Here is a 25,461-nt window from a genome sequence, read left to right as displayed (position 1 = left end):
GGCCGCGACACCGTGAGACCGAATTGATCCGGGACCCCGGCCGGCGACACGGTGCGGAAACATCGCCCGGCCAGACTCGGAAGCACCGGGACCCGGGCACGTGCGGCGCGGGCTCCGGTGTCCTCCCGTCCGTCGAACAACGGAGCCATGCCATGTCCTACGTGCTGCCCGCAGACTTCGTCACCAAGATGATCGACGCCGGAGAGGCGAAGGTCTTCATGTCCACCCGTGACACCCTGATCAGGGCGTTCATGGCCGGCGCGATCCTCGCCCTCGCCGCGGCGTTCGCCGTCACGGTCACCGTGCAGACGGGCCAGGCGGTGGTCGGGGCCCTGCTCTTCCCGGTCGGCTTCTGCCTGCTGTACCTGCTCGGCTTCGACCTGCTGACCGGGGTGTTCACCCTGGTGCCGCTCGCGCTCATCGACAAGCGCCCCGGCGTCACGGTCCGCTCGATGCTGCGCAACTGGGGTCTCGTGTTCACGGGCAACTTCGCCGGCGCGTTCACCGTGGCCGTGATGATGGCCATCATCTTCACCTACGGCTTCTCCACCCCGCCCAACGAGGTCGGCCAGGCCATCGGCTCGATCGGCGAGGGCCGCACCGTCGGCTACGCGGAGTACGGCGCCGCCGGGATGCTCACGCTGTTCGTCCGGGCCGTGCTGTGCAACTGGATGGTCTCCACCGGGGTGGTCGCCGCCATGATGTCCACGAGCGTCTCCGGCAAGGTGATCGCCATGTGGATGCCCATCCTGCTGTTCTTCTACATGGGCTTCGAGCACTCGATCGTCAACATGTTCCTGTTCCCCTCCGGTCTCATCCTCGGCGGCGACTTCTCCGTCATGGACTACCTCGTGTGGAACGAGATCCCCACCGTGCTCGGCAACCTCGTCGGCGGGCTGACCTTCGTGGGGCTCACCCTCTACGCCACGCACGCCCGCACCGGGGCGTCCCGCGCCCGGCCGGTCCCGCAGGAGGACCGCGTCCCGGTCGGGTGAGCGAGGCGCCCGCCCTCCGGTCCCGCACAGCGCCGAGTCCCCCGTGCGTTCGCAGTTCCCCTGGATCGATCGGGGGGAACTGCGAGCACACGGGGGACTCGGCATCCGGCCGGGGACCGTGCTCAGCGGCGGGCCGTCACCGACCGGGGGAGCCACCGGGCGCGCCACCGGGCTCGCCCGGTGCCGGGTCCGCCGCGCTCGGCCAGAGCCGCCCGCAGGGCCGTGACGTCCGCCGGCGCTGCCTCGGGCGACCACGCCGCGGTGCCCGGCGCGTAGAGGGCCCGCTCCACGTCCCGGCCGAGGCGTCCCAGCGGCGCTGCGGCCGCCGGGAGCGCGGCGCCGAGCCGGTCGACGAAGGCCCGGGGCGTCTCCGCGGCGGCGCGGCCCACCCCGTGGTCGACGGCGAGGTCCTCGACCTCGGCCCAGCCGGCCAGGGCCCGCTGCGGTGCGGGGGTCCCCTCGTCGCCCAGGACCCGGAGCCGGCGCCGGCGCCGCCGCGACCGGAGCAGCCGGGGGAGCGCGGCCAGCAGGGCGAGCAGCGCGGCGGCCAGGCCGCCGGCGAGCCAGACCGGCCACACCGCCGGCTCGGCGTCCTCCTCGGGCGCCGGCGCGGCGGTGGACTCCGGGGTCGGCACGGCCGTCGGCTCGGCCGAGGGCGCGTCCGTCTCGGAGCTGTCCGCCGTGCTCGCCGGGGTGGGGGCGTCGGTCGGCTCACCGGTGGGCTCCGCGGTGCCCTCGCCCTCCGGCGACTGCCCGTCCCCGTCCTGGGAGCCCTCGGCGGCGTAGCCGGGGAGGTCGCCCGTGCCGGGGGTCGGCTCGAAGCGCACCCAGCCGGAGCCCTCGAACCACAGCTCCGGCCACGCGTGGGCGTCGCGGGGCAGGACCGGAAAGGCGCCCGGGTCCGCCGCGTCCCCGAAGGGTTCCTCCGCCTCCGGTGCCGCGTCCGCGGTGTCCGTCCCGGTGGCCGGGAGGTAGCCGACCGCCACGCGGGCGGGGATGCCCAGCTCCCGGGCCATGACCGCCATCGCCGGGGCGAAGTGCCCGGCGTAGCCCGCGCGCACGGCCAGGAACTCCTCGAGGGAGCCCATGCCTCCGGCGTCGTACCCCTGGGCGAGCGGGGCGTCCACGTCGTAGCGGAACTCGTCGGAGCGCAGCCACTCCTGCAGGGCCAGGGCCTGGTCGAACGCCGTGGGGGCGTCGCCGGCGCGCTCCCGGGCGGCGTCCCGGAGGGCGGCCGGGGTCTGCTCGGGCAGCTCCAGGTACGGGGCGAGCTCCGGGGTCTCCGGCGCGGCAGGGGCCTCGCGCAGCTGCGCGGAGGTGGGCTCGGGGGCGACCGAGCGGACCTCGTAGGCCGTGCCCTCCGGCGGGACCCGCTCCCCGTGCACGGCGAGGTCCCGGGGGCTCCAGGCCCAGTCGCCGTCCTCGAGCCCCGTCACGCCCACGGGCGCCCACGGCAGCGGCAGCCAGCGCTCCGACCAGTCCCGCAGCTCCACGGCGGTGGTGCGCTCGGGGCCGTCGCCCACCGGCTGCAGCGGGGTGGGCGCGAGGTCGCCGGGCCCGGGTTCCAGCCCGGTGCTGTCCGGGAACCACTCCGTGCCGGAGAAGTCGGTCAGAGCGAGCACCCGCAGCAGCTCGGGCTCACCGGTGCTCGTGGTGTACTCCAGGCGCGGCAGCTGCTCCGCGGAGCGCAGGTCCTGGCCCACGGCCCGCAGCGGGCCCACCCCGGAGGCGCGCTCGCCGGCGAGGCCGCTGCCCTGCGGGAACGCGCCGTTGACGAAACCGGGGACCAGGCCCGGGACCAGCAGGGTCACGGCGAGCACGCCGGCGCCCACCACGAGGGCCCGCGGCCAGCTGCCCGGCGCCGCCGCGGTGCGGGGCTCCCGCACCGCGCCGAAGCGCCGTCCGCCGCCGAGCAGGACCAGGGCGGCGAGCACGGCGGCCGCCGTCCCGGCCGCCCCCACGCTCTCCGGGAGCACCAGAGCGGGCACCACCAGCAGCGCCAGCACGCCGAGCGCGCTGAGCCCCGGCAGCCGCAGCGCCACGAGCACGGTGTCCACGAACAGGGTCACGACCCCGGTCACCAGGGCCGCGACGAACGCGAGCGCCGCGGTGTCCGGGTACGGGGCGGGCCGCTCCGCGGCGACCCCGGCGGCCTCTCGCCACAGATGCGCGGCGAGCCCCAGGCTCCCGGGGGTGGGGACCAGGCCGAGCAGCGCGGGCTCCCGCAGGAACAGCACCGTGAGCACGAGCACCAGGGCGCCGGCGCCGAACAGCGGGGCCAGCGCGCCCGGCAGCCGCAGCACCCGGGACGTCGCGGTCGCGGCGACCACGGCGAGGGCGGCGAGCAGCGTCCCCGGCACCCACCCGGTGCCGTCGAGGACGCCGGTCAGGGCCACGAGGGACAGCCAGACCGCCGCGAGGACCGTGCCGGCCAGGCCCAGGACGGCGCCCACCGGGCGGCGGACCTGCGTTCCCGGGGTCTCCGGCGGCCCGGCGGCGACCGGTGCGGCCGACGGGGCGCGGACGGCGGCGCTCACCGGACGGCCCCGGCCGTGCGGGCCCCCGTGCCCAGCTGCGCCCACGCGTCCTCGGGCGCGGCGGAGGCCGGCACGACGACGACGGACCAGCCCGCCGCCTCCAGCACTGCCGCCCCGTCCGGGTCCCGGCCGGGGGACGAGCCCACCAGCACCGCGCTGCCGGCGGCGGCCCGCTGCGTGCCGCCCAGGACCCGCTCGGCGGCCGGCGCGGTGAGGTCCCCGGAGACCAGCAGCACGGGGTGGACCAGCCCGTCCCGGTCGAACCGGTCGGCCAGCGCGTCCTCGGCGGTCCCGCCGGTGGCCGACGTCCGCGGCGCGGGCTCCGGACGCACCCGCGCCAGTCCGTGCCGGGCGTCCTCGGCGCCGTCGTCGGTGACGGCGGTGACGGCCGCGGCGTGCGCTGGAGCGTCGTCGTCGTCCTCGCCGCCGCGGGGGAGCGGGCGGCCGAAGGTGTCGAGGGCGTGCACGGCGGTCTCGCGCTGGGTGAGGTGCTCGAGCACGGCGGCGGTGAAGGACACGGCCCACTCGAACTCGGCGGTGCTGGGGAGCACGCCCGCCCACAGCCGCTCCCCGGGCCAGGAGGCCTCCTCGCGGTCCAGGACCAGGGTGAGGCGGCGGGTGCTGCGGGGGTCCTCCTGACGGACCATCAGCCGGCCGTGCTTGGCGGAGGCGGCCCAGTGGACCCGCCGCATGGGGTCCCCGTGCCGGTACTCGCGGGTGGTGACGTTGTCGGGGCCCGGCTGCGGCTGTGCCGTCCGGGACGGGTCGGTGCCGGACTCCCGCAGCCGGTCGGCGCTGATCTCCGGCAGCTCCACGGGGTCCGGGGCCACGTGCAGGGACGTGCGCTCGGAGGCGTCGAGCAGCTCGGCGGCGAGCCCGAACGGGTCGGCGACCCGCACCGTGGCCGGGCCCAGGGCGTACACGCCGCGGCGGCGCGGCCGCACGGTGTAGGCGGCGGGCTCCCCGCTCGCCGCCACGCTCAGCTCGCGGTCCCCGCCCAGCGGCTCGGGCACCGTCTCGTGCACGGCGACCGCCCCGGTGACCGTCCCGCCGCGCCGGGTCCGGTGCCGCACGCGCAGCCGGACCACGGCGGAGTCCCCGGCCGTCACGAGCGCCGGGTCCACGCCGCGCTTGAGCAGCACCCTCGGCTTGACCACGTACAGGGACAGCGCCGCGAACAGCGGGGCCCCGCCCAGGAACAGGGCCAGCGCCAGCACGTCCTTGCGGCCCAGCCAGGTGGCCAGCAGCAGGCACAGCGCGCCCGCCCCGAGGAACGCCCAGCCGCGCCCCGTGAACCGGGCACGGGAGTCCACGGGCTGCTCCGCCCGCTCGCCCTCCGCCGTCCGGCCCGGATCCGGCCGGCGGCTCATCGGGTCCGGGGGGTGTGCTCGGCCGGGACCCGCACCTCGTCCAGCACCGCCCGCACCAGCTCCTCCGCGGAGTCCGTGCCGGCGCGGCGGTCCAGGATCAGGCGGTGGGCGAGCACGGGCACCGCGACCGCCCGCACGTCGTCCGGCAGGACGTACTCCCGCCCGCTCAGGGCGGCCTCCGCGCGGGCCGCGGCCTGCAGCTGGAGCAGCGCCCGGGGGCTGGCGCCCAGCCGGATCTGCGGGTGCGAGCGCGTGGCCTGGCCCAGGGCCACCACGTAGGCGCGCACCGCGTCCGAGACGTGGATGCCGCGCACGTGCTCCACCAGGCGGGCCGCGTCCTCGACGGAGACCACCGGCTGCAGGCCCGCCAGCGGGGAACCGCCGCCGTGGTCGGTGAGCATCGTCATCTCCGCCTCGGTGTCCGGGTAGCCCATCGAGATCCGGGCCGTGAACCGGTCCCGCTGCGCCTCCGGCAGCGGGAACGTGCCGTCCATCTCCACGGGGTTCTGCGTGGCCACCACCATGAACGGGCTCGACAGCCGGTAGGTGGTGCCGTCCGCCGTGACCTGTCCCTCCGCCATGCACTCGAGCAGCGCGGACTGGGTCTTGGCCGAGGCCCGGTTGATCTCGTCCCCGATCACCACGTTGGCGAACACCGGGCCCGGCTTGAACTCGAACTCGCGCCGGGCCTGGTCGTAGACCGAGACGCCCGTGATGTCCGTGGGCAGCAGGTCCGGGGTGAACTGCACGCGCGAGACCGTGCCGCCGATCGCGCTCGCCAGCGTGCGCGCCAGCATGGTCTTGCCCACGCCCGGCACGTCCTCGACCAGCAGGTGCCCGCCGGCCAGCAGCACGCTCAGGGCCGTGCGCGCCGCCTCGGGCTTGCCGTCGATCACCGTGTTGATCCGGTCCAGGATCGCCTGCGTGTACTGGGGGAAGGACTCCATGGGCTCCTCGGCTTCCTGCTCGGGCTGCTGCTCCCAGTATGTCCGCACGGGGCGCAGCTCGTAGATTGGTCGGGGCGGAACGTGCCCGCGTGTTCCGCCCCGGTCCCGGACCGGCCGGAGCTCACCGGATCTGTCCGTCTCTTCGCGACCCGCTCTTTTCCTTCCCCATTTCCTTCCGACCCTTCCCGAGGTGCCGCCCGTGACCGACCCCAACGCCACCCTGCTCACCGCCTCCCTGTGGCCGGACCCCGCCGCGCGGCCCGCTCCCGCCCCGGGTGCGGCCCCCGCCGCCTACGAGCCCGAGCACTACGCCGTGCCCGAGGACGTCCCCGCGGGGGAGGGCACCCGGCGGCGCTCCGCCCAGGCCGACGACGGGCGCCGCCGCAACCTCTCCCACCCGCCCGCGCCGGAGCCGCTGCCGCACCCGGTGGCCGACAACCACACCCACCTGGACCTGCAGGACGGCCGGGTCCAGGTCTCGGTGCGCGACGCCGCGGACGCCGCCGCCCTCGCCGGCGTGGGCGGGCTCGTCCAGGTCGGCTGCGACATCCCGTCCTCCCGCTTCGCCGTGGCCGCCGCCGGGGCCGACCCCCGGGTGCTCGCCGCGGTGGCGCTGCACCCCAACGAGGCGCCGAAGCTCGCGGCCGCCGGGACCCTCGACGAGGCGCTCGCCGCGATCCGGGAACTGGGGGAGCACGAGCGGGTGCGGGCCTTCGGCGAGACCGGCCTCGACTACTTCCGCACCGAGGGGGAGGGCCGGGAGCACCAGAAGGCGTCCTTCCGGGAGCACATCCGCTTCGCCCGCGAGACCGGCAAGGCGCTGCAGATCCACGACCGGGACGCCCACGCCGACGTCGTCGCCGTCCTGCTGGAGGAGGGCGCCCCCGAGCGCACCGTGTTCCACTGCTTCTCCGGGGACGAGGAGCTCGCGCGGATCTGCAACGAGCACGGCTGGTACATGTCCTTCTCCGGCACCGTCACCTTCAAGAACAGCCACGACCTGAAGGCCGCGCTGCGCACCGCCCGCCCCGAGCTCGTGCTCACCGAGACCGACGCGCCGTTCCTCACCCCGCACCCCTACCGGGGCCGGCCCAACGCCAGCTACGTGGTCAACTACACGGTGCGCGGCATGGCCGGGATCCTGGAGCAGGAGCTGGAGCCGCTGTGCGAGCGCCTCTGGTCCAACACGGTGGAGGTGTACGGCGAGTTCTGACCAGGCCCCTGGCCCGCCCCGTTCCACCCCACCCGCATCGCCGAGCCCCCCATGTTGTGCCAGTTCCCCCGGATCGAGCGGGGGAGATCGCGAGCTCCTGGGGGATTCGGTGCAATGGCACTTCCGCTCCCCAGGCGATCGGCACCGACGGCGCCGTCCACACCAGCTGACCCGGGCCTCCCGGCAGGACGCGGGCGCTGCTATCCCCGAGGCATGAGCGACCTCAAGAGCACTGCCGAGCTCCTCGACCGAGGCCTCAGCAGCCACGAGATCCGACGCCGCGTGCTGGACGGCCGGCTCGAACGCGTCCACCCGGGCTACTTCATGGATGCGCGCCGGTACCGCGAGCTCTCCCCGGAGCAGCGGGTGCTGGCGAAGCAGCGGGCGTTCGCGCGGGCGGCACACGTGACCCCCGTCTTCTGCCTGGCCTCGGCCGCCGTGGTGCACGGTCTGGGTCTGCGCCGGGTCCCGTCCCGGATCCACACGGTCTCGCCGCCGGAGCGCGGCACGCACCACGGCTACACCTCGGTCGTCCGGCATGAAGCCGTTCTGCCTGCCTCGGACATCGAGGCGGTGGAGGGCCTGCGGGTCACCACGGCGGAGCGGACCCTGCTGGACTGCGCGAGGCTGCTGCCGTTCACCGACGCCGTGGTCCTCGCGGACCAGGCGCACTGCGTGGGGGTGTCCCGCTCCCGGCTGGAGGCGCGACTGCCGCAGTGGGCGGGCCAGCGCGGGGTCAGGCGGGCGCGGTCGGTGCTGGCCGCCATGGATCCCCGTGCGGAGTCCGTCGGCGAGACGCTGACCAGGCTGCTGCTGGCGGAGTCGTCACTGCCCATGCCTCGTCTGCAATGGGTCATCGAGGGCCGCAGCGGTTCGTACCGGGCCGACTTCGCATGGCCGGAGCACCGGCTGGTGCTCGAGTTCGACGGCGAGACCAAGTACGCGGGCGCCGCCACGCTGCGGACCGTCCTGCGGGACGAGCGGCGGCGCGAGGTGGAGATCCAGGAGCTGGGGTGGAGGGTGATCCGCGTGGGGTGGAACGACGTCGTGCACCGCCCGGCGGCGACCCTGGCCCGCATCGATGCGGCACTCCTGCGAGCGTCGAGCACCTCCTGACACCCCCCACCCTGGCGCCAGCGCCACCCGAGCTGGTCAGTGTGAGCACCGAGTCCCCCGTGTGCTCGCAGGTCCCCCCGATTGATCCAGGGGAATAGCGAGCACATGGGGGACTCGGCGGCAGATGGGAGGGGAGAGAAGGGCGAGAGGGAGGGGCAGGACGCGGGGAGGGGGAGGCGAGTGCGGCCGATACGATGGCTCGGTGACTGAATCCAGTGCGCCAGAGCCCGCCGCCCGCGCCCTGCTGGGGCCCGCGGAGATCCGCGCGCTCGCGGAGCAGCTCGGCATCCGGCCGACCAAGACGCTCGGGCAGAACTTCGTGATCGACCCCAACACGATCCGGCGGATCATCGCCGCCGCACGGCTGGGCGAGCACGAGACGGTGCTGGAGGTGGGACCGGGGCTGGGGTCGCTGACCCTCGGGCTGCTGGACGCCGCCGAGCAGGTCGTGGCCGTGGAGATCGACCCGCCGCTGGCGGCGCAGCTGCCGCACACGGTGGAGCAGCTGCGCCCCGAGCTGGCGGGCCGCCTGACCGTGCTCGAGCAGGATGCCATGCGCGTCGAGGAGCTGCCCGCCGAGCCCACCGCCCTGGTGGCGAACCTGCCGTACAACGTGGCCGTCCCGGTGCTGCTGCACCTGCTGGCCCGCTTCCCCTCGATCCGCCGCGGGCTGGTGATGGTGCAGGAGGAGGTCGCGGACCGGCTGGCCGCCGCGCCGGGCTCCAAGGTCTACGGGGTGCCGTCGGTGAAGGCCTCGTGGTACGCCGAGGTCACCAAGGCCGGGACCATCGGGAAGAACGTGTTCTGGCCGGCCCCGAAGATCGCCTCGGGGCTGGTGCGCTTCGTGCGCCGCGAGCAGCCGGTGGCGGACGTGGACCGGGAGCTGGTGTTCGCGGCGGTGGACGCGGCTTTCGCCCAGCGGCGCAAGACCCTGCGGGCCGCCCTGGCAGGGTGGGCGGGCTCCGCCGCGGCGGCCGGGGAGATCCTCGCGGCGGCTGGGATCGACCCGGGGGAGCGCGGGGAGAAGCTGGACGTGCAAGCGTTCGCCCGGATCGCACAGGCCGGCGCCGCGGCGGGACTGACCGCGGGGGTGCGCGGGGCATGACCACCACGCCGCGCCCGGAGCGGGCCGCCGCCCCCGGGAAGGTCAACCTGTTCTTCGCCGCGGGCCCGCCGCGCCCGGACGGCTACCACGACGTCGCGAGCCTGTACTGCGCGGTGAGCACGGGCGAGACCGTGACGGCCGCGCCGACCCGGAGCGGCGGCACCACCGTGGGCGTGGCGGCGGTCCCGGGCTCGCTCGTGGCCCAGCAGATCGACCGGGGGACGTTCACCCTGGACGCGGTGCCCACCGACGGGTCCAACCTGGCGGTCCGGGCCGCCGAGGCCGTGCTCGCGCGCTTCCCGCGGCTCTCGGGCGGGCTGCACCTGCAGATCGACAAGGCCGTTCCGGTGGCCGGCGGCATGGGCGGGGGCTCCGCGGACGCCGCGGCGGCCCTGCTCGCCGTGAACCGGCTCGCAGCCCGCGTCTCCGGGGAGCCCCCGCTCGACGACGACGCGCTGCTGGAGCTCGCGGCCGGTCTCGGCGCCGACGTGCCGTTCGCGCTGACGGGCGGGGCGGCGGTGGGCACCGGGACGGGGGCGCACCTGCGGCCGGTGGCGGTCGGGGCGCCGCTGCACCTGGTCCTGGTGGCGGCCGAGGCCGGGCTGTCGACGCCCGCGGTCTACGCCGAGCTGGACCGCCTGCGCACGCGCGAGGACGTCCCGCCGCCCCGGCTGCCGGCGGGTCTCGAGGAGGCCCTGCGCACCGGGCGCGCCGCCGAGCTGGCCCCGCTGCTGGTCAACGACCTGCAGGCCGCGGCCCTCTCGCTCGCCCCGCAGCTGGCGCCCGTGCTGGCTGCGGGTGCGGCCGTCGGCGCCCTGGCGAGCTTCGTGTCCGGGTCCGGGCCCACCGTGGCCCACCTCGTGGCGGACGCCGCCGCGGCCGAGGACCTCGCGGACGTGCTCAGGGGCCAGGGAGCGCCCGCTCTCGCGGTGCGGGCTCCCTGACCCCGGGGGACGCGGAGGCGGCTGCGGCCGAGGACCTCGTGGACGTGCTCCGGGGCCGGGGAGCGCCGGCTCTCGCGGTGCGGGCTCCCTGACCCCGGGGGACGCGGAGGCGGCTGCGGCCGAGGACTTCGCGGACGTGCTCAGGGGCCAGGGAGCGCCCGCTTCCGCGGTGCGGGCTCCCTGACCCCTGGCGTTCGACCGCCGGCGCCTGGATCGGACCTGACCTCCCGGGTTCAGGCGGCGCCGGCGGACGGTCAGCGGTGCTGCGGACCGGTCTCCTGGGCGGGCGCCGGGTCCGCCGCCGGGCGGGTCTGGCGCTGCACCACGAACGCGGGCACCACTGCGGCGCCGCGGCCGCTGAGCCGCTCGAAGCGCTCCTCGAACCGGCGCAGCCGGCCCCGGGGCTCCACGGCCAGCACCACGCCGTCGACCCGGTCGGTGAGGGCGGCCAGCTCGGCCGCCCCGGCCCGCGGCGGGACCGTGGCCACGAGCAGCGAGGGCGTGGTGTCGTCCATGCCCAGCCAGTTCGTGTCGCCCAGCGGACCCACGGCCTCGGTGAGCGTGTCCGCGCCCACGACCTCCACGGTGCCGCCCCACGAGGAGACCACGTTGTCCAGGGCCCGGACGACGACCGCGGCCTGACCGGGCAGGGTCGAGTGCACGGCGATCCGGGATCCCGGCCGCGGCACCGCGCGGTCCTCGTCCTGGGAGAGCCGGCGCAGCAGCTCGAGGGCGCCGTCCTCGTCGTCCTCGGAGCTCAGCACCACCACGGGCGAGCCGGTCGCGTCGGCGAGCCGGTCGGGCCGGCGCACGCTGCGGTCGGCGCGCTCCCGGAAGGCGCCGGCGAGGGCGCCGAGCACCAGCCCGCCGACCAGCCCGCCGGCCACGAAGAGCAGCAGCCCGGCCGAGGAGGGCTCCTGCGGCGGCGTGGCCTCGCTGATCACGCGGCCCGGGGTCGGGGCGATGAGGGCCAGGGCGGTGCGCTGCTCGCGCAGCTGCCGCAGGGAGGAGGAGTCGTCGTCGCTGCGCTCGAGGCCGGCGATGGACTTGTCGATGCGCTGCAGGGTGTCGTCGGCGGTGGTCTGCACGTCCTCGCCGCGGTCGGCGAGGTACGCGGTGGCCAGGGCGTTGGCCCGCTCGGCGGCCTGGTTCGGGTCGTCGGCGGTGACCGTCACCCGCAGCACCTGGGTGTCGTCCGGGGCGGTGGTCGAGAGCCGCTCGAGCAGGTCCTCGGCCAGCGCGGGGTCGGCCTCCTCGACGGGGACGTCCTGCAGCAGGGCCGCGGCCCGCAGCGTGATGCGCTGGGAGGCCATCGTGGCCATCTCCGTCTGCATCTCGACCTCCTCGAACCCGGAGTCGCCCGTGAGCGGGTTCACCGCGCTCGGGGTGACGGTCATCGAGGCGGTCGCCTGGTAGGTCGGCGGCCACAGCAGCCCCGCGACCACGGCGGCGGCCAGGACCACGAGCCAGGTGCTGAGGATCGTGGGCCAGCGGCGCAGGACGCGGCGCCACGGCGGCGTCGGGTCCGCCGGCTCCGGGCGGCGCGGACGGGTCCGGACGGTGTCGTCCCGGGTCCGGCGCCGGTCGGCGCCGATGGTGTTCAGAGTCTCGCTCATGTGGATTTCCCCCCTGGTGGATCGCGGGTCGTCTCGGACGGTGCGGCCGTGCCCGGCGTCCGCCCCCCGGCGGATCGCCGACCCCGGCCTGTCGGAAGCGCTGCCGAGTCCAGCCCGGCCGGCGGCGTCCTGATCCGATGTCGATCGATTTGAATGTTACAGATGCAAACTCAGCGGGACCACAGCAGGACCCGGGAACTGCGTGGCCTCTTCGGGCCACACGCCTCGGCGTCCGTCCCCCGGACGGCGGTCCGGCCCCGGAGCACGAGCACCGCCGCGGCGCCGGCCACGAGCAGACCGGTCAGCGCGAGGTGCACGAACAGTCCGGTGGTGCCGGGGCCGAGCAGGGCGCGGACCGCCAGCCCGCCGCCGCCGGTGAGCACCGCGGCGGCCGCGGCGATGGCGCCCACCACGGACCAGCGCGGGGCGATGCCGAGCAGCCGCACGGACTGGAACAGGGCCAGTCCCGTGTCGGTGAGCACCGACGCCGCCCACGCCGTGGCCGCCCCCACGAGGCCCCACTGCGGGATCAGCCACAGGTTCAGGGCCACCGCCACGGCCAGGGCCGCGGACTTGTTCATCAGCTGCCACCGGCTGCGCCCGGCCATCAGCAGCAGGGACTGCACCCCGCCGGCCGAGACGGCCAGGAGCATGGCGGAGGCGATGACGAGCATCGCGGGGTAGCCGGACTCGAAGCCCTCGCCGAAGAAGGACAGGATGACCGGGCCGAACAGCAGCAGCGTGAGGTAGAACGGCCAGGCGCCGGCCACGAGCACCGCGGTGGTGCGGGTGAACACCGACCGGGCGGTGGCGAGGTCTTCGACCGCGAGCGCCGCGCTGATGGACGGGCCCGTGACGATGCGCGCGGTGTGGTCGAGCATGGCGCCCACCCGGATGCACCGGTTGACCACGCCGTAGACGCCCGCCGCGGCGGGGCCCAGGAACGCGGCCACGAGCAGCACGTCGAGCCACTCGAGCAGCGCCTCGACGAAGGCGGTCACGCCGCGGGCGGAGGAGAAGGACCAGAACGCCCGCCGCTGCACCGCCGTTCCCGGCGGTGCCGCGGCCCCGGGCTCGTCGCGCAGGCCCTTCAGGTACCGGCGCAGCAGCACGAGGGCGAGCACGGCGACCACGGCGACCGGCACCGTCCACGCCGCCGTGAGGGCCAGCAGCCCTCCGCCGGCGAGGACGACGGCGAGGACGCCGAGCACCCGCAGCGAGGGCAGCACCACGTTCTGCAGGAAGGAGAAGGTCGGCACCCGGTGCAGCCCGCGCAGGGCGCCGAAGGCGAGGTTGAGCACGGCGCCGAGCACCAGGAAGGGCGCGGCGAGCAGGACGGCGGGGCCGACGCTTTCGGGCAGCACCCCCGGCAGGGCCGTGAGCACGGCCGCCACAGCGGCCACGCCCGCAGCGAGCACGAGCACCGGGCGCCCCGCGATCCGCAGCACCCCGGTCACCGCCGAGCCCTGGCCCCGGGCGGTGAGGGCGGGGACCGCCCGCACCAGCCCGGTGTCGGCGCCGAAGGTGGACAGGGTCGTGGCGATCGCCAGCACGGCCACCACCTGGAAGAACTGGCCCGCCGCCGCCGCGCCCGAGGCGTTGGAGACCACCAGCGTGGCGGCGAAGGCCAGCCCCGCCCCGGTGACCACGAAGGCGAAGGTCAGCGAGCCCGAGCGCGCCAGCGGCTGCGGGCTCACAGCCCCTCCCCGTAGCGCCGGGAGCGCAGCAGCACGGCCAGGGACAGGCTGATCAGGATGAACTGCACCGCGTCCAGGCCGTAGTAGGTGAAGAACAGGCACGCGGCCACGGGCGCGGAGTGCACGAGCAGCCCGGTGGTGCTGCGGACCTTCAGGGTCATCAGCGTGGTCCCGTGCAGATAGGCCATGAACAGGCCCAGGCCCACGAGCCCGTAGCAGAACATCAGGGTCCAGACGTATCCCTGGGTGCCCATCTCGATGCCGACGGTCTCGTCGTAGAGGGGCGCTCCGTAGCCCAGCAGCGGCGAGTCCAGGGTGGCCAGGAAGGTGTCCCGGTACAGGTCGGAGCGGGTGCCCGTGCTGTCGCTGTACTCCTGCCGGCCCATGATCCGATCGACGGCGCCGCTGGCCACGAGCCAGCCGCCGACGGCGGCCACGCCCGCGATCCCGGCCAGGGCGACCCCGATCCGGCCCCGCAGGACCATCCGGACCATCACGTACCCGAGCGCCACGGCGATGCCGAGGAACATGCCCCGGTTGGTCGTGGCCACGGCCGGGGCGAGCGAGGCCAGCAGCCCGGCCACGATCAGCAGGTGCCGGGCGCGGAAGCGCACCGTGGTCAGGTAGGCGAGCACCAGGGGCGTGAGGAGCACGAACCCGGAGCCCCACCCGTTGGTGTACGGGAACGGGGCCGCCGGCCGGTTGTAGGGCTCGGGCGCCCCCCAGGGCATCTGGACCTCCGCGAGGGGTGGGAAGAAGTAGTTCTGCACCAGCGCGTTGGAGGTGATGCCCTCCGGCAGCAGCAGCCCGATCGGGGTGGTCAGCCGCGCCTCGGGGATCACGAACGTCAGCAGGCCGAGTCCCACGAGCGTGGCCCACGCGACCACGGCGGCCCGCAGGAACCGCCGGTGGTCCAGGGTCTCCCGGGCGTTCCAGTAGTAGACGAAGTAGATCAGCGCGGCGAAGATGTTCACCCAGCGCAGCGCGAAGCCCATCCAGGAGCCGAAGCCCTCGATCTGCACCGAGCTCGCCGCCATCCAGAGCAGGAACACGCCGAGCACCCACGCCGGCCACGGGACCGTGGTGCCGCGGCGGAGCACGAGCAGGAAGAGCATGGCCACGGCGAGCAGCGCCGGGGCGAACTGCAGGGCCCCGGAGGCCCAGATCAGCGGCAGCCCCCAGAACAGGACCAGCAGCGGCCAGGCGGGCAGGGCGGCGGTGGTGCGGCGGACCGGGGCCGGCCGCACCACCGAGGGGCTCAGGAGGGCCACGGCCGCCTCACACTCCTCGGCCGAAGAAGGACACGGCGTTCTGCAGCCGCTCGGCGCTGACCGCGCCGGTCGCCACGGCCAGGGCCCCCCAGGCGCGCAGCTGCCCGCGGTCCCGGCGCAGCGCGGCCCGGGCCCACCGCACGGCCTCCCGGCGGTCGCCGCGGGCGGCGTGGGCGAAGGCCACCTGGCCCGCCATCAGGGCGGTGCCCCGGTCGGAGGTCTCGAACTCGGGGAACTTGCGCAGCATGTAGGTCAGGGCGCCGGCCATGTCCCCCCACTGCTGGCGGAAGAAGGAGGGCCGGTCCCAGCGCACGGTCAGCACGGTCTCGGGCACGGAGTGCACCGGGGCGTGCCGGGCCAGGCGCAGCAGCAGGTCGTAGTCCTCGCCGTAGGAGGAGGGCAGGTCCTCGTCGACGAGGCCCACGGGCCCGTACAGGTCGGCGCGGCGGCAGATCAGCGCGGAGGGGTGGATCTCCATCATCCGGTCGGCCAGCAGCTCCGGGAAGGTGGCCACGGCCTGCGGGACGCGCCGGATGGTGCGCTCGTGGGAGACGATCTCGATCGCGCCGGCGATCGCCGAGGCCTCCGGGTGCCGGTGCCAGTGCGCCACCTGCCGGGCGAGCTTGTGCGGGGCCCACACGTCGTCGTCGTCGCAGAAGGCGATGATCTCCCCGGTGGCGGCGTGGATGCCGGTGTTGCGGGCGCCCACCAGGCCCGGGGAGCGGGTGTTGGGCACGGTGCGCAGCTCCACGCCGGCCGGGACGCGGACGTCCTCGAGCGGGTCCACCTCGATGCGGTCGAAGACGACCACGACCTGGACGGGGCCGGCGTAGTCCTGCTCGACGATCGCGCGGACCGCCTCGCGCAGCATCTGCGGCCGCCCGGCGGTGGCGATCAGGACGGACACGGACGGGTGCTCGGTGCGGAAGCCGGCAGCGGTGGCCGGGGCGGGGGTGAGGACGTCAGCGGACATGGCGGGTGCTCCTGTCGGTCGGGAGGGCGCCGACGTCGTCGGCGTCCGGGGCGGTGTCGGCGGGCCGGGCGGCCAGGCCCAGGTACTTGCGCCGCATCGAGACCGCGCTGATCGCCGCGAGGGCGGCCAGCAGGATCGCGTAGGCGGGCAGGAAGAGCGCGGGGATCCCCCAGAGGAGGAAGATCCAGCAGGTGACCCCCGCGTCGGTGGGCAGGTTGAGGAAGGAGCGCAGCGTCCCGCCCGAGGGCGGCCCGGCGATCCCGCCCTTGCGCCGCAGCTGCTCGGCGAGGATCTGGCTCATGAACTGGCCGACCTCCACGAGCACGAACAGCGCGGCGAGCACCGCCAGGGCCGCGGCCGGGAAGGCCTCCGGCCGCGGGTGCAGCAGGGCGGCGGCGGCCACGGCCAGGTGCAGCGCCGGGGTCCGGATCGAGTCGACCACGTGGTCGAGCCACTCCCCGGCCGGCGAGCCGGTGCCCGTGAGCCGGGCCACCTGCCCGTCGGCGGAGTCCAGGACGTAGCCGGCCGCGAGGAGCACGGCGACGACGACGCCCGTGGCCGGGGCCGGCGGGAGCGCCACGAGCACGGCCAGCCCCGCCGCGGAGAGGACCGCGCTGAGGGCGGTCACCCCGTTGGGGGTCAGCCCCGCCGCGGCCGCCTCGGCCGCGGCGTAGCGGGCCAGCGGGCGGTTGACCCACCGGGTGTAGGCCGGGACCCCCTGGCCGGGCTTCTGCGCGGCGCGCAGCCCGGCCAGGGCCTCCGGGAAGGTGGGCCGGCGCCGCGGAGCGCCGGCGCTGCCGGTGGTGGTGCTCATGCCGCGTCCTTCGAACGGGGCGCCAGCTCGAGGTCGAAGCTGGCGTCCGGGGTCGCCCGGTAGTCGAGGTGCATGCTGACGCTGACCACGTTGACCCCTGCCTTCAGGGCCGAGGCCGGCACCACGGCGGTGACCGGGTCGGCGAGGGCGGCGGTGGTGCTCCGGGCGCCCAGCGTGTAGCTGGTCCAGTCGAGGGAGCCCTCCGGCATGTTGGACCGGACGATCTCCTTGCCGTTGACCCGCACCACGATCCCGTCGTCGGCCCGGGTGGTGAGCTGCAGGTCCCCGAGCGCCGCCGGGTCCGCCACCGTGAACTCCTTGCGGAACTGGGTGGCCACCGGCCGGCGCCCGTCCGTGGTCAGCTCCGTGGCCACGGGGGTGCCCCAGCCGAACGGTGCCTTCCCCTTCAGCCAGCCCGTGACCGCGCCGGCCTCCTGCCAGTCGGCCTCGGGCGCCGAGTCCTCGTGCCGGTAGGACCACTCGGCCCCGCGGGCGATGACGTCGGGCAGCACCGCGGGCGCCTCGGGCTGCTCGCCCTCGGTGACCACGGCCTTCAGGTCGAAGCTCGCGTCGGTGGTGTTGGTCCAGTTGGAGTGCATCTCGGCGGCGATGACGTTCTCGCCGTCGCGCAGCATCCAGCCGGGGACCTCCACCGTGACGGGCTCGGCCACCGCGGTAGCGGTCCGGCGCGGGGCGGTCGCGTACGTCCCGGAGGACAGCAGCCCGTCCGGCAGGTTGCTGCGGGTCACCTCTTCCCCGTTGACGTAGACGGCGATGCCGTCGTCGGCCCGGGTGGTGAGGGTCAGCTTCTCGATCGTGGAGGCGTCGGCCACCTGCACCGACCGGCGGAAGTAGGTGGTCAGCGGGCGGGTGCCGTCGGCCACCAGCGTGGTCCTCACCTGGTCGCCGCCCCAGCCGAGCACGGCCGAGCCCTGCTTCCAGGAGGCGTCGTCGAAGTCCGTCGACGCCCAGCCGCGGGCCGGCGGGTTGGCGCGGTCGTGGTGGTACCTCCACGTGGCGCCCTCGGCGACGAGCGCGTCCGGATCGGCCGGCTCCTCGGCCGGGGGCTCCTCGGCGGGCGGCTCCTCGACAGGGGGCTCCTCCGCGGGGGGCTCCTCCGCCGGCGGTTCCTCCGCGGGCGGCTCCTCCTCGGCGGGCGGCGCCGGCTGCGTGCCGGCGGTGGCCACGGCGGTGAGGTCGAAGCTGGCGTCCGTGGTGTTCGTCCAGTTGGAGTGCATCTGGGCGGAGATCACGTTCTTGCCGGTCTTCAGCGCCGATCCGGGGACCTCCACCGTGACGGGCTCCGCCACCGCGGTGGCGGTCCGGCGCGGGGCCAGGGCCCAGGGGTGGTCCTCGAAGGAGCCGTCGGTGACGTTGGAGCGGACCACTTCCTTGCCGTTGACGAAGACGACCACCCCGTCGTCGGCGCGGGTCGTGAGGGTCAGCTTCGCGACCTTCGTGGCGTCGGCCACGTCCACGGTCCGGCGGAACTGGGTGACGATCGGGCGGGTGCCGTCGGCCACCAGCGTGGTCCTCACCGAGGCGTCGCCCCAGCCGAGCACGGCCGAGCCCTGCTTCCACGCGGAGTCGTCGAAGCCGGTGGACGTCCAGTCCGCACCGGGCGAGACGTCACGGCTGTGGTGGTACTTCCACGTGGCGCCCTCGGCGATCAGGGTGCTGGTGCCGGTCCCGGGCTCGGGCTGCGGCTCGGGGGCCGGCTCCGTGCCCGCCAGCACCACGGGGGTGGAGGCGGAGACGTTGCCCGCGGCGTCCGCCGCGCGCACCGCGTACCGGGCGCCGTCCACGTGCGGGACCTTCAGGCTGGTGCCCGTGGCGGTGCCGACCGGCCGGTCGTTGCGCAGCACCTGGTAGGTCACCCCGGACTCGGGGGCCGCCGTCCAGGTGAGGACGTCGGAGGTCCCGTCGAGACCGACCTTCAGGCCCGTGGGCGCGGCCGGGGCCTTGGCGTCCCGCGGGGCGAAGCGGAGGAAGCCGCCGGACCACTGCGGGGAGCCGGTGGAGGAGATGCTGCGGTTGATGTCGCCGCCGGTCCACAGGACCCCGTTGCTGTCCATCAGCGTGGCCCAGACGCCCCAGCCGCCGAAGCCCTTGATCTCCGGGTTGAAGCCGGGGATGAAGCGTCCGGTGCCGGCGTCCCAGGCGCCGATGGCGTTGATCCGGTCGGCCACCGTGGTCGGCTGGGTCGAGAGCCGGGTCCACTTCGTGGCGCCGGCGTTGAACCAGTTGAAGCAGTGGCACGCCCCGAAGACCGTGCTGTCGGTCGAGGTGATCGCCTGCATGTCGCCACCGGCGGTGGTGATCCCCTGGGAGGTGCGCTGGAAGGTGGAGCGGTCGTAGCCGAACATGGAGTGCTCGGCGCCGCCGGCCCACACGGTGTTCCCCTGCTCGCGCACGGCGAGCTGGAAGGCGAGCTGGCCCGGGTCGGCGTAGTCCACCGGGACGGACGGGTCCCAGGTCCAGGTGTCCAGCGGGGCGCCGGCGGTGGTCCGCACGGACGCCAGCCGGAACGCCGAGGCGTTCTGGGACTGGTTGAAGTAGCCGGCCGCGTAGAGCCGGTCGCCCTTGGCGGAGGCGTCGATGCTGGTCACCGTGCCGTTGAACTCGGGGTTCCAGGAGGAGTCCGGGGTGCGCGTGGAGATCTTCACGCGGGCGCCGGCGCGGGCGTAGACACGGCCCGTCTCCTGACCGCCGCTGAGGTGCGTGAAGGCGCCGCCCAGGTAGAGCCAGTCGCCCTGCACGTCGAGGGTGCGCACCTGCAGCACGCCGTTGGTGAGCAGGTTCTCCACCTTGAGGTTCCAGGCGGTGTCCACCTTGCCGGTCGTGGCGTCGAGCACCACGAAGCCGGGGGAGCTCACGCCGTTGACCGTGCTGAAGCGCCCGCCCACGGCGAGCCGGTTGTTCGGCAGCTCCGCGAGGGACTTGACCTGGCCGTCGAAGACCGGACGGAAGTCGGTGCGCAGCTCACCGGAGTTGACGTCGAAGGCCGCGAGGTAGGACTGGGCCACGCGCCCGGTGCCGGCCGCGCTGCGCTGCATGGCCTTGAAGTTCCCGCCGGTGAAGACCGTGCTCCCGATCTGCTCGAGGGCCTGCACCTCCGTGTTCATCTCCTCGCCCTGGCCGTCGGCGCGCTCCACGGCCCCCCACTTGGTGGGCTCGGCGCCGCTGTTGGGCAGGGTCCGCTGGGCGATCGCGGCGGTCCCGGAGTCCGGGATCGCCTTGCCGCTGAAGGCCTTCTGGTCGACCTTGGGCCGCAGGTACACCTGCGTGAAGGGCATGGCGCCCTTGCCGCCGGTGGCCGGGGACCACAGGTAAGTGGTCGACGTGTTGCTGCCGGCCATCTCGTCGCCGTAGCGGAAGCCGCGCTGCCAGCTGGTCTCGGCGGTGTCCTCGAAGCGCATCCGGGCCGTGCCGGTGGTGCCGATGTCGTTGGTGGTGCCGCTGGTCCCGGAGGCCACGCTCCCGCCGTAGGCGAACGAGTAGGAGGTCACCGGGGTGCGGGAGCCGAAGGCCCAGTTCCAGTACGGCTTGGCGGAGATCTTCATCCGCCCCTCCTGCCAGGTGGTGCCCGCGGCGTCCCGGGCCCGGCGCAGCCGGATGCCGTCGTCGAGGGAGTCGGGGCGCTGCCCGTTCAGGAGGTCGTCGACCGTCTCCGAGGACAGCTGCTTGGGCGCGAAGGCCGCGGTGCCCGTGACCGTGGAGGAGACGTCCTTGGGCGTGCCCACGCCCTGGTAGTACTCCTTCCAGTCGTTGCGGCCGCGGCCCACGAGGACCCAGCCGCCGCCGTCGGTCACCTGGTCGCAGTAGAACTGCTCGGGTGCGGTCATCGCCGGGGTCACCAGCCAGTAGACGCCGGAGGCCGACTTCGGGTCCTTCTGCTTGATCTCCCAGCAGGACGCCGCGGCCGAGGCCGCGGTCTTGCCGTCCACCGGGGGCGCCTCGGCGGCGCCCACCGGGGCGAAGGTCAGCAGCGTCGTGGCGACGGCCAGCACGGTGCCGATGCTCAGGCTCGCCCTGGTGCGGGCCGTGCGGGCCCGGCGCCGGGCCCGGTCCGCCCGGGGCGGGGTGTTCGTGTTTCCCATGGTGTGGTTCCTCAACAGGTTCGTGCGGACGGATCAGCAGGTCGGGTCGTCGGGGAAGCCGTGCTGGACGACTTGCCAGGACTCGCCCGGTTGGCGGAAGAGGTCGTAGTTGTGCAGGGCCTTGCGGCCCTTCTGCTTGCCGCTGACGACCACGCCGTCACGGTCCACCACGGTGACCTCGGAGGAGTCCAGGCAGACCGTCACGCGCACGGCCTCGCCGTCGTCCGTGGGCAGCGGGGCGGAGACGGGCTCGCCGACGACGACGGGCGTCCCGCGCTGCTCCCAGCCCTGGTGCTCGAACTCGGCCAGGGACGCGAGGATCTCCTGGAGCGCGGCGCCGGTGGCGGACTCCTCGGCCACCGCGACGGCGGCCGGGTCCAGCTCGGCGGGCTCCTGCGCGGCGTCCAGCTCGGCGGCGGACTGCGGCTTGCCCGGGTCCTCCGGGGCCGGCTCGTCCGAGGGGACGAAGGCCTCGTGGGCCTCGAGCGCCGCCTCGATCTGCTCGACCTCCGGCGCGTCGGCGGCCACGGGCTCCGCCGAGGGCAGGTCCTTGGCGCGGACCTCCTGCGGCGTCTCCAGCTCCACCACGGTGTTGGCCTCGAGGGCCTCCGCCGCCGGGTCGTCGCCGGTGCCGCCGGCACCGCAGCCGGCCAGCAGACCGGCGAGCACGAGCCCGCCGAGCAGCCGGTGCGCGGTACGGACAGTGGGACCTCGAGTGCTCGATGCGCACGACAGGTCAAGGATCATGTCAGCTCCCCCCCAGATCTGAACTTCCGGCGCCGATGGCCGGCGCCGCGGTGATCCGCCGCAGGTTGTGGGTCGAGGGACCCCCGCGGCCTCCCGGACGACCCCCCGTCCGGATTCATTGGATCGCATGGAGTCTAACCCCGCTGTTAACGATCGGGAACGAGTTTCGATGTCCCCTTTTCTGACCCTCCTTTTCGGATGCAAACGCAGGTTTCTCCGCAGTAGGGTGAGGCGATCACCGGAATTTCTTCAAGCAAATGGGGAGTCCGGACGCAGCACGGGACGGCCGCGGCTCGGGGGAGCGCGGCGTCCGGCGAACGCAGGGGGACGTTGTGGCGGGGGAGACACCAGTACCGGTACCAGCAGGGGCGCGCCGGCGCCGCAGGGCGCAGCTGCCCGTGCGGCAGTTCGCGCACCTGGACGCGATGCGGGCCGCCGCGGTGATGCTCGTGGTGCTCGCGCACGCCGGCCTGGAGCTGGTGCCGGGCGGCAGCGGGGTGACGATCTTCTTCGTCATCTCCGGCTTCATCATCACGCACCTGGTGCTCAAGGAGCACCGGCGCACCGGCGGCTTCGACATCGCGGGGTTCTACCGCCGGCGGGCCCTGAAGCTGGCCCCGCCGCTGCTCGTGGCTCTGGTGCTGCCCACCGCCCTGTACGCGTGGCTGGTGCGGCCGGTGGGTCTCGGGGACTTCCTGGGGCAGGTCTTCTTCTTCTTCAACTGGCGCTACACGGACTCCCAGGTGGACGTGCTGCCCGGCTCGATCGTGGTGTGGAGCCTGTCCATCGAGGAGCAGTTCTACGTGGCCTTCGCGCTGATCTGGCTGCTGCTGGTGGGCCGGCGCCGGCCGGCCACCGCGCTGGCCGTGCTGGCGGGGATCGCCGCGCTCGCCTCGGCGGGCGCGCGGGTGGCCCTGCACTTGGGCGGGGCGAGCGCGGACCGGATCTACTTCGGCACCGACACCCGGCTCGAGGCCATCGCGATCGGCGTGCTCGCCGCGATCTGGTACGCCCGGACCACCCGGGAGGGCGCGGCCGGCGCCCCGGCGTGGTGGGGCCGGGACCGGGTCCTGGTGCTGGCCGTGCTGCTCTACCTCGGCTCGCTGCTGATCCGGGACGAGCTCTTCCGCGAGACCGTCCGCTACACGGCGCAGGCGGTCGCGGCCTGCCTGGTGGTGCTCTGGGGCCTGCACGGGCCCACCGGCCGGCTCGGCACCCGGGTGCTGGCGGGGATGCGGTGGACGCCGATCCAGCTCCTGGGGCTGGCCAGCTACAGCATCTACCTGCTCCACCTGGGGGCCGGGCACGCGCTGACGGCGGTGTTCGGCGAGCTGCCGGGACCGGCCGGGGTGGCCCTGCGCGTGCTGGTGGGCACGGCCGCCGGCATCGCCTGCTGGTGGTTCGTCGAGGAGCCCGTGGCCCGCTGGCACCACCGCCGCCGCACCGGCCGGCGCGCTGCGCCGGCGGCCGCCCCGGTCCCGCCGGAGCCGTCCGGAGAGCAGGCCGCCGTGCCCTCGGGCGGGCACGCCGCCGGGCGGCCGGCCGAGCCGGCTGCCGGGCAGGCAGGCGGGCAACCGTCCGGGCAGCCGGTCGGGCAGCCGTCCGGCTGAGCCCGCACCCGCCCGTGCGCCCGCGACCTTCAGTTCGCGGTCGGACGGGCCCACAGATTTCCGCCGCGCGCCTCCGGGGCCGCGGCGAGCAGACCGAGAAGGACTCCCGGCGTCGTCCGGGCGGTCCACCGGGCCGGGGCACAGGAGGCCCCGGCAGGATCCCGAGGGGGGAATGACTGACATGAGCACCGACAAGCACGCACCGCGCGTGGGCTACGCGGCCGGGGCGTTCGACCTGTTCCACGTGGGGCACCTGAACATCCTGCGCCAGGCGAAGCAGCACTGCGACCACCTGATCGCCGGGGTCGTCTCGGACGACCTGATCGAGATCACCAAGGGACACCGGCCGGTGGTCTCCCTGCGCGAGCGGATGGAGATCGTCGAGCACATCCGCTACGTGGACCAGGTCCACGCGGAGGTGCTGCTGGACAAGCTGGACACCTGGGAGCAGCTGCGCTTCGACGTGTTCTTCAAGGGCGACGACTGGCGCGGCACCCCGAAGGGGGAGCGGCTCGAGCGGGAGTTCGCGGCGGTGGGCGTGGAGGTCGTGTACTTCCCGTACACGGTGCACACGTCCTCCACGAAGCTGCGGGCCGCCCTCGAGGTGCTCTCGCTCCCGGTGGCCTGAGGCTCAGCGCGGGGACTCCGGGGGGAGCTCCCGCCCGGAGTCCCCGCCGGACCACGGCGGCCGCGGGCGCCCCTGCGGCGATGCCGGCGAGGAGCCCTGCGCGCGAGGTCCCTGGGACGACCCCGGCCCCTGCGGGGACTCCCGCGGGGCGTGCCGCTGGATCGGCTGCCCCGGGGGCGGGCCCATCTGCGGCGGCCCCGCCGGGGAGCCGTGCCCGGGACCCGCAGGCCCCGAGCCGGCCTGCCCCGGTCCCACAGGTCCCGAGCCCGCCGGCCAGGACCCGCCGTACCGCGGGTCGCCGGACGGCGCTCCGGGGTGCCCGCGGCCCCGGTCCGCGCTCCGGCGCGCCCGGCCGCGGCGGGCGGCGTCCCAGGCCCACACCACCAGGGCGCCCACGCCGAACAGCGCCACGAGCAGGGCGACGACGGGACCCAGGAAGGGCACGGCCCGCAGCAGCACGTAGATCAGCAGGCCGAGGGCCAGGGCGAGCACGCGCTTGCCGAAGCGCGCCGGGGCGCGGTCCCGCAGCAGCAGGGCCCCCGTGGTGTACGCGACCACGACCGGTGCCAGCAGGGCCACGGCGAGCACCAGGCCCAGGACCAGCACGAGGTCGAGGACCACGCCCGCGGCCACGACCGCGGCGGCCAGCCCGGCCAGGGTCAGCCAGCCCAGGGCGATGGCCAGCAGGACCGCCACGGCGAGCACCGCGAGCACGGCGACGGCCGTGCCGACGACCGCCAGCGCACCCCACCCGAGACTCACCCAGGGCCGGGCCCGGAGCGTGCCCTCCGCCCCGGTCGTGGCCCGGGGCATCAGCCACAGCGCGAGCAGACCGACCAGGAACAGCGTGACGAACAGGCGCAGCCCGTCGATCAGCAGCGCGAGCGGGCCGGCCGGTCCGACGGCCTCCTCCTCGACCACCACCGGGTCGTAGACGACCTCGCCGGCGATCTCGGCGCCCGGGGCGATCGCGGCCTCCGTCCCGGACCGGTAGGACAGGTCCCCGCCCAGGCGCGCGGCGTCGGTCAGGGTCAGGCCCGGGTCCACCCGGGGCACGGCGACACCGGTCGTGGGCGCCCACGCGGCCCCGGCCTCGTCGGCGGCGCCCACGTCCGCCTGCACGTCCTCGCCGATCGCGCCGGCCAGGGTCAGGGCGGCGGCCCCGGCGGTCACCTCGCCGTCGACGGTGCCGGCCAGCAGGGCCTGGTAGGCGCCGAGGAGCACGTCCCCGCCGATCTCGGCGCCGGGGCGCGTCTCGAGGCTGAAGCCGGCCGTGACCAGGTCGTCGGCCACCCGGGCCTGCTCACCGAGGAGGAGCACCTGGCTCGCCACGCGGGCGTCGTCGCCCACGGTGCCCTCGATCACCACGGTCTGGGCCGCGGCCATCAGGTCCCCCTCGACCGTGCCGTTGACCGTCACCGTCCCGCCGGCGACCAGGAGGTCGCCGCGCACCGTGCCGTCGACCACCACGTCCCCGCCGGTCACGTACAGGTCGTCGTCCACGACCTCGTCGGCCGCGACCACCACGTTCTCCTCACCGCGGATCTCGGCCGCACCGGCGGGGGCGGCGAGCAGGACGCCCGCGAGCGCGACGGCCAGCAGGCTCAGCAGGGCCAGGAGGGTCGGCAGGCGGCGGCGGAACGGGACGGGCGAGGTGCGGGGCACCGGCAGGGTCTCCATGTCCTCGAGTCCACGCCCGGGCCGGGACGGAGTCAAGGAACCGGCCAGTGTGACGGCACCCCGCCATGTACCCGCGCGTAGGTGAAGAGGTGGTCACG

Annotated in this window: 18 protein-coding genes; 7 read left to right on the top strand and 11 right to left on the bottom strand. The window is 75.2% G+C overall.

From position 1 onward, the window contains the following. Window positions 1-152: 152 nt before the first annotated feature. Window positions 153-995, top strand: coding sequence for a formate/nitrite transporter family protein (locus ACPYN7_RS01565; protein WP_424346495.1), 843 nt, complete (start codon window positions 153-155; stop codon window positions 993-995). Window positions 996-1,117: 122 nt separating this feature from the next. Here the strand turns inward: ACPYN7_RS01565 and ACPYN7_RS01560 are convergent, their stop codons facing one another. The 3 genes from ACPYN7_RS01560 to ACPYN7_RS01550 are packed head-to-tail and all read right to left on the bottom strand — an operon-like array spanning window position 1,118 to window position 5,849. Continuing rightward, window positions 1,118-3,532 carry a transglutaminaseTgpA domain-containing protein gene (locus ACPYN7_RS01560; RefSeq protein ID WP_424346494.1) on the bottom strand — a complete coding sequence of 805 codons (2,415 nt, stop codon included), beginning with the start codon at window positions 3,530-3,532 and terminating at the stop codon, window positions 1,118-1,120. Then, window positions 3,529-4,845, bottom strand: a complete 1,317-nt coding sequence (locus tag ACPYN7_RS01555; protein WP_424346493.1) for a DUF58 domain-containing protein — start codon at window positions 4,843-4,845, stop codon at window positions 3,529-3,531. The genes ACPYN7_RS01560 and ACPYN7_RS01555 overlap by 4 nt, the downstream gene beginning before the upstream one ends. A gap of 53 nt (window positions 4,846-4,898) precedes the next feature. Continuing rightward, the gene (locus tag ACPYN7_RS01550) at window positions 4,899-5,849 is read right to left on the bottom strand and encodes an AAA family ATPase (protein ID WP_424346593.1); all 951 of its coding nucleotides are present in this window, start codon (window positions 5,847-5,849) and stop codon (window positions 4,899-4,901) included. 199 nt (window positions 5,850-6,048) lie between these two features. Between ACPYN7_RS01550 and ACPYN7_RS01545 the strand changes: the two genes are divergently transcribed. The 4 genes from ACPYN7_RS01545 (at window position 6,049) to ACPYN7_RS01530 (ending at window position 10,227) form a co-directional block, all read left to right on the top strand. After that, complete coding sequence (locus ACPYN7_RS01545; protein WP_424346492.1) at window positions 6,049-7,062, top strand: TatD family hydrolase; 1,014 nt, start codon at window positions 6,049-6,051, stop codon at window positions 7,060-7,062. 213 nt (window positions 7,063-7,275) lie between these two features. Beyond that, window positions 7,276-8,178 carry a DUF559 domain-containing protein gene (locus tag ACPYN7_RS01540; protein ID WP_424346491.1) on the top strand — a complete coding sequence of 301 codons (903 nt, stop codon included), beginning with the start codon at window positions 7,276-7,278 and terminating at the stop codon, window positions 8,176-8,178. Between the two features lie 202 nt (window positions 8,179-8,380). After that, entirely contained in the window at window positions 8,381-9,283 is a 903-nt protein-coding gene (rsmA, locus tag ACPYN7_RS01535; RefSeq protein WP_424346490.1) for a 16S rRNA (adenine(1518)-N(6)/adenine(1519)-N(6))-dimethyltransferase RsmA, read from the top strand. Beyond that, window positions 9,280-10,227, top strand: coding sequence for a 4-(cytidine 5'-diphospho)-2-C-methyl-D-erythritol kinase (locus ACPYN7_RS01530; protein ID WP_424346489.1), 948 nt, complete (start codon window positions 9,280-9,282; stop codon window positions 10,225-10,227). The genes rsmA and ACPYN7_RS01530 overlap by 4 nt, the downstream gene beginning before the upstream one ends. A gap of 254 nt (window positions 10,228-10,481) precedes the next feature. On the opposite strand, the gene ACPYN7_RS01525 is transcribed toward ACPYN7_RS01530, so the two are convergent. The 7 genes from ACPYN7_RS01525 to ACPYN7_RS01495 all read right to left on the bottom strand — a co-directional run bounded on the left by ACPYN7_RS01525 (window position 10,482) and on the right by ACPYN7_RS01495 (window position 21,445). After that, a complete protein-coding gene (locus ACPYN7_RS01525; protein WP_058874423.1) occupies window positions 10,482-11,843 on the bottom strand; it encodes a hypothetical protein in 1,362 nt (453 codons plus the stop codon). A 170-nt stretch (window positions 11,844-12,013) separates the two neighbouring features. Then, on the bottom strand, window positions 12,014-13,540 hold the full coding sequence (locus ACPYN7_RS01520; RefSeq protein WP_424346488.1) for a lipopolysaccharide biosynthesis protein: 1,527 nt from the start codon (window positions 13,538-13,540) through the stop codon (window positions 12,014-12,016). Next, window positions 13,537-14,811 (bottom strand): O-antigen ligase family protein, encoded by a 1,275-nt coding sequence (locus ACPYN7_RS01515; RefSeq protein WP_058874425.1) that lies wholly within the window; start codon window positions 14,809-14,811, stop codon window positions 13,537-13,539. Before ACPYN7_RS01515 ends, ACPYN7_RS01520 begins: the two co-directional genes overlap by 4 nt. Before the next feature lie 7 nt (window positions 14,812-14,818). Next, entirely contained in the window at window positions 14,819-15,784 is a 966-nt protein-coding gene (locus ACPYN7_RS01510) for a glycosyltransferase family 2 protein (protein ID WP_058874426.1), read from the bottom strand. Then, complete coding sequence (locus ACPYN7_RS01505) at window positions 15,774-16,598, bottom strand: CDP-alcohol phosphatidyltransferase family protein (protein ID WP_424346487.1); 825 nt, start codon at window positions 16,596-16,598, stop codon at window positions 15,774-15,776. Before ACPYN7_RS01505 ends, ACPYN7_RS01510 begins: the two co-directional genes overlap by 11 nt. Then, window positions 16,595-20,698 (bottom strand): fibrinogen-like YCDxxxxGGGW domain-containing protein, encoded by a 4,104-nt coding sequence (locus tag ACPYN7_RS01500; RefSeq protein ID WP_424346486.1) that lies wholly within the window; start codon window positions 20,696-20,698, stop codon window positions 16,595-16,597. Before ACPYN7_RS01500 ends, ACPYN7_RS01505 begins: the two co-directional genes overlap by 4 nt. Before the next feature lie 33 nt (window positions 20,699-20,731). Continuing rightward, window positions 20,732-21,445, bottom strand: a complete 714-nt coding sequence (locus tag ACPYN7_RS01495; protein ID WP_424346485.1) for a hypothetical protein — start codon at window positions 21,443-21,445, stop codon at window positions 20,732-20,734. A 398-nt stretch (window positions 21,446-21,843) separates the two neighbouring features. Between ACPYN7_RS01495 and ACPYN7_RS01490 the strand changes: the two genes are divergently transcribed. After that, the gene (locus ACPYN7_RS01490; RefSeq protein WP_424346484.1) at window positions 21,844-23,055 is read left to right on the top strand and encodes an acyltransferase family protein; all 1,212 of its coding nucleotides are present in this window, start codon (window positions 21,844-21,846) and stop codon (window positions 23,053-23,055) included. Window positions 23,056-23,236: 181 nt separating this feature from the next. After that, window positions 23,237-23,683, top strand: coding sequence for an adenylyltransferase/cytidyltransferase family protein (locus ACPYN7_RS01485; protein WP_368826302.1), 447 nt, complete (start codon window positions 23,237-23,239; stop codon window positions 23,681-23,683). Between the two features lie 3 nt (window positions 23,684-23,686). On the opposite strand, the gene ACPYN7_RS01480 is transcribed toward ACPYN7_RS01485, so the two are convergent. Further along, the gene (locus ACPYN7_RS01480; protein ID WP_424346483.1) at window positions 23,687-25,363 is read right to left on the bottom strand and encodes a bactofilin family protein; all 1,677 of its coding nucleotides are present in this window, start codon (window positions 25,361-25,363) and stop codon (window positions 23,687-23,689) included. Window positions 25,364-25,461: the final 98 nt, after the last annotated feature.

The organism is Kocuria sp. CH-021 (genome assembly GCF_049716185.1).
In the GTDB taxonomy this organism is placed as follows: domain Bacteria; phylum Actinomycetota; class Actinomycetes; order Actinomycetales; family Micrococcaceae; genus Kocuria; species Kocuria cellulosilytica.
The sequence above is the reverse complement of the archived record's forward strand: the minus strand, read 5'-3'. Positions and strand labels throughout refer to the sequence as shown.